Raw genomic sequence first — 17,276 nt, forward strand, 5'->3', positions numbered from 1 at the left:
CAGGGACCGGCCTCGTAGACGAACATGACCCGCGATGCCTTGCTCTGCATCCGCACGCAAAGACGATCGACGTCACGGTCCAGAACACCGATCTGGCCCACACTTTGCACGTCACCGGAACCGACGGCATACGCCGCCATGATCGAGTCCTTGTGAACATCCAGCCCCACAAAGACGGTGCTATCGTTTGCCATGCTGACCTCCGCACAAGGAAACCGATCCATGAGCGTAGTGCTTGCTCGCTCCTGCGGCTCTGGCAACTCGCTAACCCGCGTTACGGCCTTCGCGGAGGTCAGCGCCTCTGACTGCGGAAGGCATACTGTCTAGCGGACCGTGGAGAGATCATCAGTGAACGACTTCAGGCGTAGCTTGCTGTGGCATGGAATGTTTCTGTTTCTGCTGGGCCTGTTCACTGGACTCGTCGAGACAAAGTTCAGTAACACTCGCATGGGGCTGGCAGCGCACTTAGAAGGTGTCATGAATGGCACCTTCCTCTTGGCACTGGGAGCAGTCTGGGCGGAGGTCCGGCTCTCTAGTCGGCTAGCTGCGGTAGCTTACTGGGCCGTTCTGTATGGGGCCTACGCAAACTGGGCGTTCACCACGCTGGCTGCTGTCTTCGGCACCGGCGCCTTGTCACCCATAACCGCGCCCGGTCTTAATGCGGCTGCCTGGCAAGAGAGCCTCATCCAAGTCGGCTTTATGAGCGTTGGGCTTGCAATCATTGGCGCCTCCCTCCTCGTTCTCTGGGGGCTACGTGGAAGAACATAGTCGTGAGTGCGCGTGGTCCGCTAACAAGCGGTTCAAGAGGACGTGCCCGCTTCGCGGGCACGCCTCTTAACCTAGTGTTGGGCATACAAGAAAGGCAGCTATGGCAATCCTCTCTGACATCTTCGTTGCCACTCCTACTGAAGCATTTTGCTACACACTTGCGTCTCGTGGCTTTCACCGCATCCAGCTAAAGGGCCTCACCAACCTTGAGTTCGGCACTCTCTGGGCCATCATGCAGGGCGCGGCGTTCGACTTCGACACCCATGACCTCAAAGAGCTAAACAACAGTGGCAGCACGTGGCTATTTCAGTTTCCCGCCACCTTCGTCTCAGACCTCGCGGCCCTCAATGAGGCAGCCATTGCAGCAGCCGCTGCTCCGTGGGCTGAATCTGAGGAGCTTCAATGGCCAGTAGCTGAGGCCCAAAGTGCAATCACTGCGCTGGCCCAGCTATCAAGGGCAGCGCAAGGTAGTGAAGGAGTTGTTCCTGTGGGGCAGCACGTAAGCATGCCCAACAAGAACTGTGGGCGATTCAGGCGCAGACGCCGCCGCACCTTGCCTGCACCATCGACCTCCGCCACCTCGAAAAACCAGCTTTGCGGTATCCACCGCGATGAGCGTAGATTCCATGTCCGGACTCCTCCTGTTGGATAGCTGATGATTCGTATCTCCAGCTTGGCACTTCGATGCCGCTCAAAACAGCGGGAGGAGTCCATTTCATCATTGCAGCCGACGTCCCTGCCTCCGGGCCTTCGGCCCTCCGGCAGGGCCGCGGCTGAACCTGGGCGTTAGAGCGCAATGAGCAAAAGCTCCAAGGCAGTCTGAGGCAATTTCAGTGAATGACGGAAGCATTTCAGTTATGGACGGCGCGATCCACCGCAAGGTGATAGCAGGCCATTTCGCCCAGTCGCAGCCATACTTCGTCTCAACAGAATACAGGCACGCGTTTGCCTCCTACCAGCAGGACAAAACGATACGCCCACTGCTCCTCAATGGCGATGCGCTGGCTGTTCTCAAATGTCTCCCCGACGAGAGCATCGACTTCGCCATGACGTCCCCACCGTATTGGGGAAAGCGGGAGTACGAGAACGGGGGCATCGGTCTTGAGTCCGACTATCGGGACTTCGTAAAAGACTTGGCTGCGATCTTTCTGGAGCTGAAGCGAGTTCTGAAGTCCACGGGGTCCTTCTGGCTTAACATCGGGGACACCTACAACGGTAAAGGTCTGGTCGGTATTCCTTGGCGGGTGGCTTTCGAGTTGACCGACGTTCAAGGCTGGACGATGCGGAACAGCGTTGTCTGGAACAAGCTAAAAGGCGGCATGGACAATAGCAAAGATCGCTTGGCTAATATCCACGAGAATCTCTTTCACTTCGTAAAGCAGCCGAAGGGTTACTACTACAACGCCGATGCCATTCGGTCGAGACCGCGCGAAGCGAAAGTCGTTAACGGCGCGGTTATTTCTGCCACAGGAGTTTCCGGCGTCCGCTATAAGAGGCAGCTTGAGCTTTCCACGGCGCTCGACGACAACGAGAAGAAAGCCGCCTTCACAGCGCTTGACCGCATGCTAGCTGACTTGGCGGCAGGTAACGTCTCAGACTTCCGCATGATTATTCGTGGTCAGCAACGCGCCACCCATTCGGATAGCGAGAAGGTTTCCGGTCGGGCGAAAGAGCTTCGAGACAAGGGTTTCTACTTCCTTAAGTACCACCCCAACGGGAGCAAGCCGGGCGACGTGTGGGACATCATTCCCGAGGATACGCAGCGACGCGGCACGCACTTCGCCCCTTATCCTCTGGATCTTTGCCGGAGGCCTCTGCTAGCCACATGCCCCCCTGGCGGTGTGGTGCTTGACCCCTTCTGCGGGACTGGCACAACTTTACTCGCCGCCCGCAATCTTGGCCTTAAATCGGTGGGCATCGACATTTCGCGCCACTATCTCGAGCTCTCACAAAAAAGGTGCGATGGTCTTCTATGAGCAAAGTCGTCGAACTTTTCGGAAAGGCTGCCGATGCCCCAAGTATTGACTGGCCAGAAGTGATTGCGACTCAGCAGTGCCCTTTTCTTGACAAGCGATGCTACAAAGTTCGGAAGTCCAATCCAGAGATTTCGATTGGCTCCTGCACAGTTCTGTATGGCCGGGAGCCCGAACCGATCATTATCTGCCCGACGCGCCTTATCCAACGCGGGCAAATTTTCACCGACTGCCTACACCTGCTGACAAGCCACGAACCAGGGAACGAGCTTCACCTCGTATCCGAGGTTACTGTGCCCGGCGGGAGCATCGACTATGTCCTCGTTTCCGCAAAGGACGGCAAGGTTCGGGACTTTGTGGGTATCGAGCTGCAAACGCTCGATACGACGGGCACCGTGTGGCCTGAACGACAGCGCCTGCTCAAAGAGCTGGGAGTTTCGCGCGGGGACAACGGCGAAGAGTCTGACAAGACTTTTGGCATGAACTGGAAGATGACCGCGAAGACGATCCTCGTACAGATGCATCACAAAGTGCAGACATTCGAGCACGTCAATAGAAAGCTCGTTCTCGTGGTGCAAGACAAGTTCCTAGCTTACATGACGAAGGAATTCAAGTTTGACCACGTTAATTCAGCGGCAGTCGGTGACTCGATGCACCTCCACTCCTACCGGATGGCGCGTGCCGACGATGGGAACTTTCGCCTGACTATGGCTTCTCGGCTAAGCACGGACGCCGATGGCATTGCAGCCTGTCTTGGCTTGCAAGCTGAGGCTCGCATCGAGCTTGAGGAGATCATCAACACGCTTCAGGCCAAGATTTTACCTGTTACATTGTTCCGTCCTGTGTGATCGCCTCTGCATCGAAGTTTTATCCGTGACTCCTGGCGAGCGCTCTAACAACAGGTTCAACCCGACCTGAACCGAACGCTGGCAATCGGTAGACATCGTGCGTCATTAAAGCAGCTTCAGGCGATCGGACGAGTAATCATTCGTGCGCTCAAGCCACTTAGATTTGCAGTCGAGGCTTCGCAAAGTGCAGAACCAGAGCATCAAGCCTACGCGACGGTTCCTACGGTTTAGCCGACGCCCGCCGCAGTTCCTGGATGGCGGCTACGACGAAATCGCTTCGTCATCTTGGCGGGATCAGCCGCGCGCGCACTCCGCGCCGATCGCGCGCAGCACGCCGATGATGCGCGTGATCATGGCCGGCGCCATGGACTTGCCGGTGTTGAGCAGCGCGACGGAGATGTCGCGCGACGGATCGGCCCAGCAGAGGATGGTGAGGAAGCCGATGTGGCCGAAGGCGCGGCCGCTGGACGGGCCGAACAGGCCGATCGGGTCCTGGCCCAGCATGAAGCCGGCGGAGTAACGCATCGGGATCAGCAGCGTGCGGTCGATCTGCAGCGGCCCGGCCGGGCGGATCGCGTCGGCCACGGTCTCCGGCTTGAACACGCGCACGCCGTCCAGCTCGCCGCCGTTGAGCAGCATCTGGAACACGCGGCAGGCGTCGTCGGCGGTCGCGTAGATGTTGCCGGCCGGCACGACCGACGAGAGGAAGGCTTCGTCGTTCGAGGCATGCACGGCCGCGCTCATCGACACGCCGACGACGCGCTTGATGTACTGGTTAACCGGCCAGAACGGCAGCGGGCCGGTGCGCGCGTTGATCGGCGCCAGGTGGCGCAGCTCCGGCGCGAGGCCGAAGGTCATGTGGCGCAGCTTGAGCGGCGCGGCGATCCATTCGTGCAGCAGCGCCGGCAGTTCGCGGCCGCTGGCGCGGCGCACGACTTCGCCGACGATGAAGCCGGCCGACAGGGCGTGATACGCCGACTTGCTGAAGTCCTTGTCGAAGGGCCTGGCCTTGCAGAGCAGGTCGATGATGGTGTCCCACTTGTGTAGCAGCCCCGGCGTCGGCTCGACGTGCGGCACGTCGGGAATGCCGGCGCGATGCGCGAGCAGGCCGCGGATCGTCACGCGATCCTTGCCGTGCGGTGCGAATTCCGGGATGTAGTCGACGACGCGATCGTCGAGCGACAGCACGCCGTCGTCGACCAGCTTGTGCACCAGCAGCGCGGAGATCGACTTCGAGGCCGAGAACAGGCTGAGCGGCGAATCCGGCGTGATGACGCGCGGCGTTTCGCGGTCGCCCGGCAGGTTGCCGTGCACGCAGCCGATCGAGCGCTTGAGCATGATGCGGCCGCGGCGGCGCAGCACCATGGTGATGGCTGGATGCACCGCGCCGCGGAACAGGTGTTCGACGGCGGCCCAGATGCGCTCGCGCCCGGCGACGGTCATGCCGACCTCGCGCGGATCGTGCTCGGCTTCGGCGTCGACGCGGCTGACGGCGGTGAGATCGTCCGGCACGTGCACGCGCGTCCAGACGCAGCCGGCGAGCGTCTCGACGGCCGTTCCGACAACCGGAACGCGCGGCAGGCTCAGTTTCAAGCGCGCGCTCAGAACTAGCGGACCGGCGCGCGCACGACGATGCGGTCAAGCGCGTCGCTGACCGCGATCTGGCAGTCGAGGCGGCTGCTCGGCTCGACGTCGAGCGCGCCTTCGCGCATGCCGGTCTCGATGTCGTCGGCCGGCTTCAGCTGCTCCGCCCATGGCGCGTCGATGTAGGCGCGGCAGGTCGCGCATGAACACGCGCCGCCGCAGTCGCCGACGATGCCGCGCGCGTTGTTCTGGGTGGCGGCTTCCATCAGCGACTGCCCGGCGGGCGCGTCGACGGTCTGGCTGGCGCCATCGGGCTGGACAGGAACGATCTTCCGCATTGGCTTTCGGCTGAGGGCGGGGCCGGGGCGAGTCCCCGGGGGCAGGCGATTCTTCGCAGAGCGGGCACTGTCCGCAAGCGCCGGCTGCCGCGCGGCGCGGATCGCTCGCTCGGAGGCCCGACGCCGTGCAGTCCGGATCGCGTCCCGCCGCCCTGCTTCGGCCGTTCGCGGCAAAACTTGCCTACTGCGCATACGGCTGCAGCGGTGGTTCGCCGCCCGCGAGGTGCAGCGCCGGCAGGCCGTTGCCCGGCTCGCTGAGCACGGCGCGGATCAGGCCGCCGAGCAGATCGGGCAGGCTCGGCAGCGCGAGATCCGGCAGCAGCGTGAGCCGCCCGCACAGCGCGCCGCGGCTGCCGTAGTCGGCGAGCACGCGCTCGACGCTGGCCGGGCCGGGATGGGTGATCGCGTCGAGCGCGAGCGCAAACGCCAGCGCGTCGTTGAGGCCGATCGTCACGTGGTCGACGAAGCGGCCGGGGCAGACGTCCTGCAGCAGGATGTTGGCGACGTTCGGATTGTCCCGGCCGTAGTCGAGCGCCGCCGTCGGCACCGGCCGCACCGGCTCGACGAGCTCGTCGTAGAAGCCCGAGTACAGCGAGGTATACGAGATGTCGCCCGGCGTCTCGTCGCCGGCATTGGTTGCCTTCATGAAGTTCGAGTCCGGATCGAACTGGTAGAACACCGCCGGCAGGCCGGTCGCGCCGCCGGTGAGCTTCGGGATCAGCGCCGTCAGCGGAGCGGCGGACGTCGTGCCGTGGTTCGGCCCGGCTTCCATCACGAAGTCGTCGACCGCCTCGCGCGCCGAGCGCCACCACTTGATCGCCCAGCGCGGCACGGCGACGCCCTGGCTGTGGCCGATCACCGCGACCTTGCGCCCGCTCCCGGCGCGGATGCGGCGCAGCGCGTTGACGACGTACTCGGCGGAGATCTGCATGTCGCCGAGGCCGCGGTCGGGATAGGTGACGATGCAGACGTCGAAGCCGCGTTCGACGAGCAGCGGCTTGTACGTCCACTCGTATTGCTCGAGGCCGGCGGTGAACGTGCCGTGCACGAGCAGTACCGGCGGCTTGTCCGGATGCGTGAAGTCCGTGCAGTCCAGCGCCGCGTCGAGCGTCGCCTGATCGGTCGCCAGTCTCGGCTCGGCGGCATCGCCGCCGCCGGGATCGCCGCCGCCGCAGGCCGCCAGCGCCAGCCCGGCCGCCGCCGCGATCGTCCATCGCCATCGCTGCTGCATTGCGCTCCCCCTTCTTCGCCGCCGACGTCGATGGTCGCGGCGCTTGTCTGCCGCACACCATAAGCGCCCGCCGGCGCGGCGCGCCTACGCCAGGTGGATCAGGTCGGCGTCGCGCGGCGCCGCCGGTCGCGACCAGGGGTGCCTACAGTTGAGGAGCGGGCTGTGCCGCCGACCGGTTCAGCCGCGCGTCGCCGCCAGCGCCGCGCCGATCTCCTCGAGCGCGCGCGGATCGTCGATCGTCGCCGGCATGGTGTAGCTGGCGCCGTCGGCGATCGCGCGCATGGTCGCGCGCAGCACCTTGCCGGAGCGCGTCTTCGGCAGGCGCGCGACGACGGCGACCTGCTTGAGCGCGGCGACCGCGCCGATCTGCTCGCGCACGCGCGCGACCAGTTCCCGGCTGATCTGCTCGGGCGCCTTGCTGACGCCGGACTTGAGTACGACGAGGCCGATCGGCACCTGGCCCTTGAGCGCGTCGGCGGCGCCGATCACCGCGCATTCGGCGACGTCGGGATGGCTGGCGAGCACTTCCTCCATGGCGCCGGTCGACAGGCGATGGCCGGCGACGTTGATGATGTCGTCGATGCGCGACATCACCCAGAAGTAGCCGTCGTCGTCGACGTAGCCGGCGTCGCCGGCGAGGTAGTAGCCGGGGTAGCGCGTCAGATAGCCGTCGACGTAACCCTGCTCGTTGTTCCACATCGTCGTCAGCGTGCCGGGCGGCAGCGGCAGCTTGATCACCACGTTGCCGATCTCGTTGCGCGCCGCGGGCCGGCCGTCGAGATCGAGCACCTGCAGGTCGAAGCCGGGCACCGGCACGGTCGCCGAGCCGGGCTTGACCGGCAGCGGCTCGATGCCGCGCGGATTGGCGATCGCCGGCCAGCCGAGTTCGGTCTGCCACCAGTTGTCGACCACCGGCCGCTGCAGCTGCGAGGCCGCCCACTCGATGGTGTCCGGATCGCAGCGCTCGCCGGCGAGGTACAGCGTGCGGAAGCTCGACAGGTCGTAGTGCCTGATCAGCTCGCCGCGCGGATCTTCCTTCTTGATGGCGCGGAACGCCGTCGGCGCGGTGAAGAAGCTCTTGACCTTGTGCTGCGAAATGACGCGCCAGAACGCGCCGGCGTCCGGCGTGCCGACCGGCTTGCCTTCGTAGAGGATGGTCGTGCAGCCGGCGAGCAGCGGGCCGTAGACGATGTACGAGTGGCCGACCACCCAGCCGACGTCGGACGCCGCCCAGAACACCTCGCCGGGGCCGCAGTCGTAGACGGCCTGCATCGAGTAGCGCAGCGCCACCGCGTGACCGCCGTTGTCGCGCACCACGCCCTTCGGCTTGCCGGTGGTGCCCGAGGTGTAGAGCACGTAGAGCGGATCGGTGGCGGCGACCGGCACGCAGGCGGCCGGCGTCGCATTGTTCACCGCTTCATGCCATTCCAGATCGCGACCGGCCTGCAGGCTGGCGACGCACTTCTCGCGCTGCAGGATGATGGTGCGCCGCACCTTGTGCGCGGCGAGTTCGAGCGCCTGATCGAGCAAGGGCTTGTACTCGATGAGCCGGCCCGGCTCGATGCCGCAGGATGCCGAGACGATCAGCACCGGCTCGGCGGCGTCGATGCGCTTGGCCAGCTCCGGCGCCGCGAAGCCGCCGAACACCACCGAATGCACGGCGCCGATGCGCGCGCAGGCCAGCATGGCGATCGCCGCCTCCGGCACCATCGGCATGTAGATGACCACGCGGTCGCCCCGCTTCACGCCGTTGGCGCGCAGGGCGCCGGCGAACGCGGCGACGCGGTCGCGCAGCTCGCGGTACGTGAAACGCTGCGTGCTGCCGGTGACCGGGCTGTCGTAGATCAGCGCCGTCTGCTCGCCGCGGCCGGCGTCGATGTGGCGATCGAGGGCGTTGTCGCAGGTATTGAGCTCGCCGCCGGCGAACCAGCGGTACAGCGGCGCGCGCGTGTCGTCGAGCACGCGCTCCCAGCGCTTGCTCCAGCGCAGCGCGGCGGCCTGCTCGGCCCAGAACGCCTCGGGCTCGGCGATGGAGCGGCGATAGATGTCGGCGTAGCGGTGCATGGCCATGCAGGTCTCCTCGGCTGGCCCATGGTGGCGGTCGGACGCCGGCCGCAGTGTAGCGTCCGTGGCAGGGCCGTCCTCATGCATTCTGGCGAGTCGGCGCCGTGCGGGCCTTGCGCCGGATCAATGTCCGGCGCGCTAGCCCAGATGCCGGCGCGCGAAGGCGATGATGTCGTCGCGCGCCTGGCGCACTTCCGGATAGAGACCGCCGAACAGCGGGAAGGCGTGCGGCAGCACCGGCCAGACGTCGAGCTGCAGGTCGACGCCCGCCGCCCTGGCGCGCCGCGCGAACAGCACGCTGTCGTCGAGCAGCACCTCGGTGTCGCTGGCCAGCAGATAGAGCGGCGGGAAACCGCGGCAATCGGCGTACAGCGGCGACAGTTCCGGGTCGTGCGCGTCGTGGCTGCCGGCGTAAAGCTCGTCGACGCGCTGCAGGCCGGCGATCGGCAGCAGCGGGTCGCTGTTCATGCGCAGCGTGCGCGAGGGCGGCGCGTGTACGCGGCCCATCTCGGTGACCGGCGAGATCGGCACGGCGCAGGCCGGCATCGGCCAGCCGCGCCGGCGGATGCGCTGCAGCAGGCCGAGCACGAGATTGCCGCCGGCCGATTCGCCGGCCAGCACGATGCGCTGCGGCGCGAAGCCGAGATCGAGCAGGGCCTGGTAGGCGCGCTCGCAGTCGTCGAGCGCGGCGGGAAAGCGGTTGAACGGCGCGAGCCGGTAGTCCGGCAGGAAGCCGACGGCATCGAGCTCGCGGCAGATGCGCGCGACCAGCCGCACGTGGATGTCCGGCGCCGCCGGCAGCAGGAAGGCGCCGCCGTGAATCCACAGCACGACCGTTTTCTCGCGCTCCGTCAGGCGGCCGACGACATGGCCCGGCACGCCGGCGTCCGGCGCACCGATGACGTCGTAGTCGACGGCGAAGCCGCTGCTGTCGCGGCAGACCTGGCTCGCGCACAGCAGCTGCGCGCGCGCGATGCGCTCGTTCGAGCCGCGCAGCAGCCAGCTCAGGTACGGGCGCATGAGGCGCCGCATCAGCCAGGTGATGAAGCGGCTGCGGCGGCCGATGCTCACCGCCTTGAGCGCCGGCACCGCGACTTCCGTCGTCGGCAGCGCGGCGCGTTCACGTTCCTGGGGTTCGGCTCTCATGCGGCGACTGTAGTCGAAGGTGCGAGCGCTGTCGCCGCGTCAGCCGGCCGCCCTCGTCGCCGGCGGCGCGCTGGCGCGCAGCTGGCGTTCGCGCAGCGCCATGAACAGCGCGATCGCGAAGGCGTAGCTGGTGACGAGGCTCATGACGAAGTACAGCCACGGCGCGCGCATGCCGAGGCGGCGGCCGTCGACCATGGTCCACAGCGGAAACAGGATCAGGTTGGCGATGATCAGATCCTGGCCGCCCGAAGCCGAGGCCGGGTTGACGAACAGCAGCGTCGTCCAGTGCCACCAGCCGGCCTCGCTGCCGTACTCGCGCATGTAGGCGATATTGAAATACCAGCCGATGACCAGCGCCGGCACGGCGACCAGATAGCAGACCGCTTCCAGCGTCGTCGCCCCGCCGCGGTACAGCGAGCGGTTCAGCCAGAAGATCAGCACGGTCAGCGCGAGGCCGAGCAGCGCGTAGAAGATTTCGACTGCGCACATCGACGTTCCCCCGAGGCGCGGCGGCGGCCGCGATGCGCCGACTATGGTGCCGGCCGGCGGCGCGCTCCTCCCCGGATCGGACGAGGGCGGATCCCGCCTCAGCGCAGCTGCATGCGCTGGTAGGGCTCGATCTCGGCGATGCGCCGGCCGTCCCAGAAATAGCGGTAGTGGCTGGTCTGCGTGACCGGCTTGAGCGCGCGCGGCCGCAGCACGCCGACGCAGCGGCCGTCGGGCGTGTCGCGCACGCTGTTGTAGTAGATGCCCCAGCAGCGCCGCTCACGCAGGGCGGCGCCGAAACGCTGGCCGGCGCTGTAGTCGTCGGGGTCGAGAATCCTGGCGCGCAGCTCGCCGGCCGGCAGCAGCGTCATCGGCTCGGCGAGGCGGGTCGTGTAGCAGCGCATCTCCAGCACCTCGCGCGGGATGCCGGCGGCGCGCATGAAAAGCTCGCGGTGATGGCGCGTCTCGGCGATCGCCGTCTCGACGCGGCAGGCCCCGTAATAGATGCCGAAGCTGCCGTCGGTGAAGCGCGAGGCGCTCGGATGGCAGAAGGCCGCCATGATCGGCGTGCAGCCGGCGCCGTACACGGCCTCGCCCGGTTCGAGCCGCTGGATCGCGCCGAGCTGCTGGCGCAGGCGCTCGTTGGTCAGGCCCTCCAGCTCGGCGAGCATCTGCAGTTCCTCGTCGCTGCGCGCGACGTCGAACAGCGAGACCGCCGGATAGCGGCTCGGCACGATGCGGTGAATGTCGCCCTCGACGCTGCGGCTGCGCAGCGTGCCGTAGTCGGCCACGGATCAGCCCCGTGCGCCGTCGAGGTAATGGCGCACGACGTAAAGATCGGCGACCTGGCCGGACAGCATGCGCGTCAGCGGCGGCTGGCCGCCGAACGGCGGCGCGCTGTTCGGATTGCGCAGCCACAGCAGGCGGTTGTCCGGCGTCGGAAAGAGGATCTGCAGGGCCTTGTGAATGCCGAGCAGGTAGCTGAGCCGCTCGACCGTATCCGCGGAGAGATCGAGGCGACCGTCCTCGGCCTGATCGCGCCAGCGCTGCACCGTGCGCGCGGTGGTGCCGAGCAGGCGGCCGAGCTCGTTCTGGCCGAGCTTCCAGCTCTGCGCGATCGACAGCGCCTGGCGCAGGCCGACCGCGTTGCGGCGCGCATCCCAGTCCGGGTCCTTGCGGTCCGGTGCCGCGACAGCGGGCTCGATGCCGATGGGAACGAGGCGCATGAGGCTCCAGCGTCAAATGTCGTTTCGCAATAATAAACCACGACATCGGTCGCGTACAGCGCTAGAGCCGGATGAAGCCCAGAAGGCGCAGCACGAGATAGACGGCGCCCGCCGAGCCGAGCGCCAGCAGCGTGGCCACCAGTGTGCCGTGCGGCGCTTCCGCCCACGGCAGCCCGCCGGTGTTCATGCCGAACAGGCCGGTGACGAAGGTCGCCGGCAGCATCAGGGCCGAGACGATCGAAAGGATGTAGAGGCTGCGGTTGGTGCGCTGCGAGGTCTGCAGCTCCAGTTCGTCGCGCAGCAGGCGCAGCTGGCTCTGCAGGGCGATCACGCCCTGATCGAGCGCGGCGATGCGCTGCGCGAAAGTCTCGACCGGCGGCAGCAGCGCCGGCGGCAGCGCGTCGTCGGCTTCCAGGCGCGCGCACAGCGAGCGCAGTCCGGACAGCAGGCGGTGCAGCTGCACGGCGCGCCGGCGCATCAGCGCCAGCTGGCGCGTGTCCGGCTCGTGCTCGTCGGCGAGCAGCGCGTCCTCCGCCTGCTCGGCGGCGGCGTCCAGCTCGTGCAGCTGTGCGGCGACGACTTCGGTGAGCGCGCCGGCCAGCAGGCTGAAAGCGCCGGCGGCGTCGCCGATGCGGGCGCCGCCCATGAGGCGACGCCGCACGATGTCGGCGCAGCGCAGGGGATGGCGGCGGAAGCTGGCGATGCAGTGCGGGCCGATGACGAAGCGCAGCGCGCCGATGCCGCGCGTCTCGCAATCCTCGAACTCGCGTTCGAAGTCGTGCAGCACGCAGGCCACGTAAGCCCCTTCGACGACGGCGCGCTGGTGGCGATCCTGCGACAGCAGTACGTCGGCGATCGCCGGTGGCAGCTGCGCCGTCTGCACCCAGCGCAGCGCGCCGCGATCGGCCTCGTTGAAATGCAGCCAGCGGAACGCGCCCGGCGCCGCCTCGCCGGCCACGTCGCCGAGGCGCCGCATCTCGCCGCCGGCGAATTCGAAACCCCAGACCAGCGCGCTGTTGAGCGGGCTCCAGCCGATCAGGCTGCCGGCCGATTGGCCGCCCGGGCCCTGTTCCGTCGCGTCGCTCAGAAGACGCTCGACAGCAGCCAGTAGAGCAGCGCCGACAGCAGGATCGACGCCGGCAGGGTCAGCACCCAGGCCATCATGAGATTGCGCACGGTCGACATCTGCAGGCCGGAGCGGTTCGCCTGCATGGTGCCGGCGACACCGGACGACAGCACGTGCGTGGTCGACACCGGCAGCCCGAAGGCGTCGGCGGCGCCGATCGTGGCCATCGCCACCAGCTCGGCCGACGCGCCCTGCGCGTAGGTCAGGTGCGATTTGCCGATCTTCTCGCCGACCGTGATGACGATGCGCTTCCAGCCGACCATGGTGCCGAGGCCGAGCGCGAAGGCGACCGCGATCTTCACCCAGGTGGGAATGAAGCGCGTCGCCTTGTCGAGCGAACCCTTGTAGGTGTCGAGCGTCTGCTGCTCGTCGGCCGCGAGTTTCAGGGCGTCGTCCTTGCCCATGCGCTTGATCGCCTCGGCGGCGAGGTACATGTCGTTGCGCATGTTGCGCGTCTGCTCGGCCGGCACGCGCGCCAGCGAGCCGTAGCTCGTCACCTGTCCGTCGATGTCGGTCGCCAGCGCGGCGAGCGCCGGCACGACCGCCGGCGCGAACTGCTTGTCGGCGATGTAGCGCGTCAGCACCGCGCGCGGATCGCCGTCGGTGGCGCCGCCGCCGGCACGCACGCCGAGCACCTCGTTGACCGCCAGCGAATGGCTGTGGAATTCGGCGACGTACTGCTCCGGCACGGCGCGGTTCAGCGCGTAAGCCGTCGGCACCGTGCCGATCAGGATCAGCATGATCAGGCCCATGCCCTTCTGGCCGTCGTTGGAGCCGTGCGCGAAGCTGACGCCGGTGCAGGTGAAGATCAGCAGGCCGCGGATCCAGCCCGGCGGCGGCAGGCCGCCCTTCGGCTCCTCGTAGAGCGCCTTGTTGCGGATCAGCACCTTGAAGGCGAGGAACAGCAACGCCGCCATCGCGAAGCCGAGCAGCGGCGACAGCAGCAGCGCCTTGCCGATGTCCGCCGCCTTGGTCCAGTCGACGCCCGAGGTGCCGCTGCGGCCGTGCAGCAGCGCGTTGGCGACGCCGACGCCGATGATCGAGCCGATCAGCGTGTGCGAGCTCGATGACGGAATGCCGAGGAACCAGGTGGCGAGATTCCAGGCAATCGCCGCGAGCAGCAGGGCGAACACCATCGCGAAACCGGCGCCGGAGCCGACCTGCAGGATCAGCTCGACCGGCAGCAGCGAGATGATGCCGAAGGCGACCGCGCCGCTCGACAGCAGCACGCCGAGAAAATTGAAGAAGCCCGACCAGACCACGGCGACACTGGCCGGCAGCGAGTGCGTGTAGATGACGGTGGCGACGGCGTTGGCCGTGTCGTGGAAGCCGTTGACGAATTCGAAGCCGAGCGCGATCAGCAGGGCGATGAACAGCAGCGCGAACGGCAGATAGCTGGTGGCATGCAGGCCGGCCGCGGCGGCATCGGCGTAGATGCTGTAACCGACGTACAGGATGGCGACGACGACCGAGGCGGCGAAACCGATATGCCCGGCGCTGCCGAGTCCCTGGTCCAGATGCGGCCGCGCGCTGCGGCCCCTGTCCATGATCGATGTACTCATCGTCGGCCCTTCCTTGGCGTGTCGGGCGACGCTAGCAAGGCCATGTGACAGCGCCGTGTCGTGCGGCGGTCGAGCGCCGCCGGACGATGCCGCCGGCGTCCATGCGGCGTGCGCGGCCCCTCTTCAGTACAGCGACGGCACGATCATCGACGTCGGCACCGGATTGCGCAGATAGTCCGGGTGGTGCTCGCGCGCCGGCAGTTCGATCGACGCCTGCTCGACCTCGCCATACGGTATCTGCCCGAGCAGATGGCGGATGAAGTTCAGGCGCGCGCGCTTCTTGTCGTCCGCCTCGACGATCCACCATGGCGCCTCGGCGATATGCGTGCGCTCGAGCATCGTTTCCTTGGCCTTGGTGTACAGCTCCCAGCGACGCCGCGATTCGAGGTCCATCGGCGACAGCTTCCACTGCTTGAGCGGATCGTGGATGCGCGCCAGGAAGCGGCGGTGCTGCTCGGCATCGGTGATCGAGAACCAATACTTGATCAGCACGATGCCGGAACGCACCAGCATGCGCTCGAACTCCGGCACCGAGCGGAAGAATTCCTCGTACTCGTCGTCGCTGCAGAAGCCCATCACGCGCTCGACCCCGGCGCGGTTGTACCAGCTGCGGTCGAACAGCACGATCTCGCCGCCGGCCGGCAGATGACTGACGTAGCGCTGGAAATACCACTGCGTGCGTTCGCGGTCGTTCGGCGCCGGCAGCGCGGCGACGCGGCAGACGCGCGGATTCAGGCGCTGCGTGACGCGCTTGATGGCGCCGCCCTTGCCCGCCGAATCGCGCCCCTCGAACAGCACCACGACCTTGAGCTTGTGGCGCACCACCCAGCTCTGCAGCTTGATCAGCTCGCCCTGCAGGCGCAGCAACTCGCGGAAATAGAAGCGGCGATCGACATCGCCGTCTTCGCCGTCGACGCCATCGGTGTTCATGGCATCGAGACGGTCGTCGTCGAGTTCCAGCTCGAGTTCCTCGTCGAGGTTGTCGCGCCATTCGGCCTGCAGCAGGCGGTCACGGGCAGTACTGGAATCGGGCGCGGTCATCGGTGGCTCCATGCTTGCGAAAGGCGGCACAGTCCGCCGGACCTTCGAGCCTAGAGCGCGCGTTTTGCGCGGCGGTGACAGGCCGTCGTCACCTCTCTCACACGTGGCCGGCTTAGGATGCCGCCATGGACCCGAAGCCCTGGCAGGTGCGCAACGGCGAAATCATCGCCCAGCGCATCTTCGAAATCGCCTACTCGATCGACCTTTCGCGGCTGCAGGCGCAGTGGCAGCAGAAGACCGGCGCGCCGGGCCGGCGCAGCGGTTTCAGCAAGACGCCGCCGAAGGCCGTCGCCTTCGACGTGCCGCCGCTGCTGCTGGAGCTGGAACCCGTTTCGCTCACCCTGGCGCGCGAGACGGTGCCCTTGTCGGTGCGCGTGCGCATCTACGACTTCGGCGTGATCTCGCTGTCGCTGCGCGCCGAGGTGCAGGAGCGCGGCTGGCGCGACTTCGCGGCGCTGCTCAACGACATCGACCAGGCCGTCGGCCCCGCCTCGGGCGCCGAGCTCTGGGACCGCCTGCTCATGCAGGTGAAGACGCTCGCCGCCGACGCCTGCGAGCGCCCGATGCATTCGACGCTGCAGGAGGACTACCTCTACGGCATCGTGCGCGCCTTCGACGCGCCGCCGCCGGTGGCGACGCTGGCCGACGATCCGGCGCTCGTCTTCCTGCTGTCCGGCGAGCAGCGGCCGCTCTCCGAATTCGCGCGCCGCGAGCTGCTGCGCCAGCGCTACTCCTACTACGAGGACGATCTCGTGGTACTGACCTGGGACCGCGCCTTCATCTACGAACCGCGCGGCGACACCGACGTCGCCGACGTGCTGGAGACCGCGAACGCGCAGCTGCTGGAGATGCGCTACTACGACGAGCTGCTCGACGGCGAGCTGCCGCGCATCTACGACCTCGTCGAAGCCACGCAGCGCACCCTGTTGCCGCGCGCGCCGGCCCGCTACGCGCGGCTGGCGCGCCGCCTGCATGGCCTGGTCGCCGAAGTCACCGAGCTCAAGGAGAAAGTCGACAACGCCCTGCAGGTCACCGAGGACGTCTACCTCGCGCGCATCTACAGCGCCGCGCTCGAACAGCTGCGCGTGCCGGCCTTCAGCCAGGCCGTCGACCGCAAGCTCGCGATCGTCCGCGACACCTACATCGCGCTCTACGACGAAGCCTCCAGCCGCCGCGCCGAACTGCTGGAGATCACCATCATCGCGCTGATCGCGCTGGAGCTGGTGCTGGCGCTGCTGCGCTGAAGCGCATCTCGCCGACCCGTGCAACGGTCACCATTGCCGTGACTTACGGCGCCAGCGCATCGAGCTTTCGCGGGCTTTCTGTTCCGGCGTGAGCGGCGGCAGTGGCGGAGGCACGAAAGCCCGATATGACTCGTCGGCCGTTTTGCAGCTCACATAGCGCCCTTGGCGGCCTGCTTCCACCGAAGTCCCCGCCCTTGATGAGGCTGAGGATGCTGCTCGCTTGTAAAGTGTTTGGCAGCCAAGCCTTCACAAGGACGCCTCGGCGCCTTATGAAGACCGGCGCCTGAAACCGCCTTACATGCGGAACACGCCATACCGCGGATCGGCGATCGGCGCGTTGAGCGCCGCGGAGATCGACATGCCGAGGGCGTTGCGGGTGTCGACCGGGTCGAGCATGCCGTCGTCCCAGATCTCGGAAGTCGTGTAGTACGCGCTCTGCTTGCGCTTGAACTCGCCGAGCACCGGATCGCGGATGGCGTCGATGTCGGCCTGGCTGAGCTTCTGGCCCTGCCTGGCGAGCTGGCGGATCTTGACGTCGGCGAGCGTGTTGGCGGCCTGCTCGGCGCCCATCACCGAGGTCTGCGACTGCGGCCAGCTGAACAGCATGCGCGAGTCGAAGGCGCGGCCGCTCATGCCGTA

Annotated in this window: 17 protein-coding genes and 1 pseudogene; 5 read left to right on the plus strand and 13 right to left on the minus strand. The window is 67.0% G+C overall.

The features are described 5' to 3' along the window. Nucleotides 1–194 (minus strand): annotated as a pseudogene (locus K344_RS0111685) (IS110 family transposase); the annotation flags it as partial. Nucleotides 195–348: 154 nt separating this feature from the next. Between K344_RS0111685 and K344_RS0111690 the strand changes: the two are divergent. From K344_RS0111690 to K344_RS0111700, 4 genes are all read left to right on the plus strand, one after another. After that, a complete protein-coding gene (locus K344_RS0111690) occupies nucleotides 349–768 on the plus strand; it encodes a styrene oxide isomerase (RefSeq protein ID WP_028080823.1) in 420 nt (139 codons plus the stop codon). Between the two features lie 100 nt (nucleotides 769–868). After that, nucleotides 869–1,420, plus strand: coding sequence for a hypothetical protein (locus K344_RS24035; RefSeq protein ID WP_157622886.1), 552 nt, complete (start codon nucleotides 869–871; stop codon nucleotides 1,418–1,420). 181 nt (nucleotides 1,421–1,601) lie between these two features. Continuing rightward, entirely contained in the window at nucleotides 1,602–2,744 is a 1,143-nt protein-coding gene (locus K344_RS0111695) for a DNA-methyltransferase (RefSeq protein WP_028080824.1), read from the plus strand. Beyond that, nucleotides 2,741–3,589, plus strand: a complete 849-nt coding sequence (locus K344_RS0111700; protein WP_028080825.1) for a NotI family restriction endonuclease — start codon at nucleotides 2,741–2,743, stop codon at nucleotides 3,587–3,589. Before K344_RS0111695 ends, K344_RS0111700 begins: the two co-directional genes overlap by 4 nt. 294 nt (nucleotides 3,590–3,883) lie before the next feature. Here K344_RS0111700 and K344_RS21405 read toward each other — a convergent pair whose 3' ends face one another. The 11 genes from K344_RS21405 to ppk2 all read right to left on the minus strand — a co-directional run bounded on the left by K344_RS21405 (nucleotide 3,884) and on the right by ppk2 (nucleotide 15,393). Beyond that, nucleotides 3,884–5,182, minus strand: a complete 1,299-nt coding sequence (locus tag K344_RS21405) for a serine hydrolase domain-containing protein (protein ID WP_051362164.1) — start codon at nucleotides 5,180–5,182, stop codon at nucleotides 3,884–3,886. A 14-nt stretch (nucleotides 5,183–5,196) separates the two neighbouring features. Further along, nucleotides 5,197–5,511, minus strand: coding sequence for a 2Fe-2S iron-sulfur cluster-binding protein (locus K344_RS0111710; protein ID WP_028080826.1), 315 nt, complete (start codon nucleotides 5,509–5,511; stop codon nucleotides 5,197–5,199). Nucleotides 5,512–5,692: 181 nt separating this feature from the next. Next, nucleotides 5,693–6,742, minus strand: a complete 1,050-nt coding sequence (locus tag K344_RS21410) for an esterase/lipase family protein (protein ID WP_051362165.1) — start codon at nucleotides 6,740–6,742, stop codon at nucleotides 5,693–5,695. Between the two features lie 177 nt (nucleotides 6,743–6,919). Beyond that, on the minus strand, nucleotides 6,920–8,812 hold the full coding sequence (locus tag K344_RS0111720) for a propionyl-CoA synthetase (protein WP_028080827.1): 1,893 nt from the start codon (nucleotides 8,810–8,812) through the stop codon (nucleotides 6,920–6,922). Between the two features lie 132 nt (nucleotides 8,813–8,944). Then, nucleotides 8,945–9,952: an alpha/beta hydrolase gene (locus K344_RS21415; RefSeq protein ID WP_084197344.1), complete on the minus strand. Its 1,008-nt coding sequence runs from the start codon at nucleotides 9,950–9,952 to the stop codon at nucleotides 8,945–8,947. A gap of 39 nt (nucleotides 9,953–9,991) precedes the next feature. Further along, entirely contained in the window at nucleotides 9,992–10,441 is a 450-nt protein-coding gene (locus tag K344_RS0111730; RefSeq protein ID WP_028080829.1) for a DUF2834 domain-containing protein, read from the minus strand. 98 nt (nucleotides 10,442–10,539) lie between these two features. Further along, nucleotides 10,540–11,229, minus strand: coding sequence for an RES family NAD+ phosphorylase (locus K344_RS0111735; RefSeq protein WP_051362166.1), 690 nt, complete (start codon nucleotides 11,227–11,229; stop codon nucleotides 10,540–10,542). A 3-nt stretch (nucleotides 11,230–11,232) separates the two neighbouring features. Further along, nucleotides 11,233–11,664 carry an MbcA/ParS/Xre antitoxin family protein gene (locus K344_RS0111740; RefSeq protein WP_084197346.1) on the minus strand — a complete coding sequence of 144 codons (432 nt, stop codon included), beginning with the start codon at nucleotides 11,662–11,664 and terminating at the stop codon, nucleotides 11,233–11,235. Nucleotides 11,665–11,725: 61 nt separating this feature from the next. Next, the gene (locus tag K344_RS0111745) at nucleotides 11,726–12,640 is read right to left on the minus strand and encodes a CorA family divalent cation transporter (protein WP_051362167.1); all 915 of its coding nucleotides are present in this window, start codon (nucleotides 12,638–12,640) and stop codon (nucleotides 11,726–11,728) included. Between the two features lie 107 nt (nucleotides 12,641–12,747). After that, on the minus strand, nucleotides 12,748–14,352 hold the full coding sequence (locus tag K344_RS0111750) for an inorganic phosphate transporter (RefSeq protein ID WP_028080833.1): 1,605 nt from the start codon (nucleotides 14,350–14,352) through the stop codon (nucleotides 12,748–12,750). A 123-nt stretch (nucleotides 14,353–14,475) separates the two neighbouring features. Next, complete coding sequence (gene ppk2 / locus K344_RS0111755; protein ID WP_028080834.1) at nucleotides 14,476–15,393, minus strand: polyphosphate kinase 2; 918 nt, start codon at nucleotides 15,391–15,393, stop codon at nucleotides 14,476–14,478. A 125-nt stretch (nucleotides 15,394–15,518) separates the two neighbouring features. Here ppk2 and K344_RS0111760 point away from each other — a divergent pair, with 125 nt between their 5' ends. After that, the gene (locus tag K344_RS0111760; RefSeq protein ID WP_028080835.1) at nucleotides 15,519–16,637 is read left to right on the plus strand and encodes a hypothetical protein; all 1,119 of its coding nucleotides are present in this window, start codon (nucleotides 15,519–15,521) and stop codon (nucleotides 16,635–16,637) included. Nucleotides 16,638–16,931: 294 nt separating this feature from the next. On the opposite strand, the gene K344_RS21420 is transcribed toward K344_RS0111760, so the two are convergent. Beyond that, on the minus strand, nucleotides 16,932–17,276 hold a 345-nt coding region (locus K344_RS21420), incomplete at its 5' end, for a carboxyl transferase domain-containing protein (RefSeq protein ID WP_281169452.1).

It is taken from the genome of Solimonas soli DSM 21787, assembly GCF_000474945.1.
GTDB classification, from domain to species: Bacteria; Pseudomonadota; Gammaproteobacteria; order Nevskiales; family Nevskiaceae; genus Solimonas; species Solimonas soli.

Excerpts from the sequence above, each read along its gene's own strand:
- ppk2 (WP_028080834.1), bottom strand. The coding sequence starts at position 15,393 with ATGACCGCGCCCGATTCCAGTACTGCCCGTGACCGCCTGCTGCAGGCC.
- K344_RS0111700 (WP_028080825.1), top strand. The coding sequence starts at position 2,741 with ATGAGCAAAGTCGTCGAACTTTTCGGAAAGGCTGCCGATGCCCCAAGT.
- K344_RS0111750 (WP_028080833.1), bottom strand. The coding sequence starts at position 14,352 with ATGAGTACATCGATCATGGACAGGGGCCGCAGCGCGCGGCCGCATCTG.
- K344_RS0111740 (WP_084197346.1), bottom strand. The coding sequence starts at position 11,664 with ATGCGCCTCGTTCCCATCGGCATCGAGCCCGCTGTCGCGGCACCGGAC.
- K344_RS0111760 (WP_028080835.1), top strand. The coding sequence starts at position 15,519 with ATGGACCCGAAGCCCTGGCAGGTGCGCAACGGCGAAATCATCGCCCAG.
- K344_RS0111710 (WP_028080826.1), bottom strand. The coding sequence starts at position 5,511 with ATGCGGAAGATCGTTCCTGTCCAGCCCGATGGCGCCAGCCAGACCGTC.
- K344_RS24035 (WP_157622886.1), top strand. The coding sequence starts at position 869 with ATGGCAATCCTCTCTGACATCTTCGTTGCCACTCCTACTGAAGCATTT.
- K344_RS0111730 (WP_028080829.1), bottom strand. The coding sequence starts at position 10,441 with ATGTGCGCAGTCGAAATCTTCTACGCGCTGCTCGGCCTCGCGCTGACC.
- K344_RS21415 (WP_084197344.1), bottom strand. The coding sequence starts at position 9,952 with ATGAGAGCCGAACCCCAGGAACGTGAACGCGCCGCGCTGCCGACGACG.
- K344_RS0111720 (WP_028080827.1), bottom strand. The coding sequence starts at position 8,812 with ATGGCCATGCACCGCTACGCCGACATCTATCGCCGCTCCATCGCCGAG.
- K344_RS0111745 (WP_051362167.1), bottom strand. The coding sequence starts at position 12,640 with ATGCGGCGCCTCGGCGACGTGGCCGGCGAGGCGGCGCCGGGCGCGTTC.
- K344_RS21410 (WP_051362165.1), bottom strand. The coding sequence starts at position 6,742 with ATGCAGCAGCGATGGCGATGGACGATCGCGGCGGCGGCCGGGCTGGCG.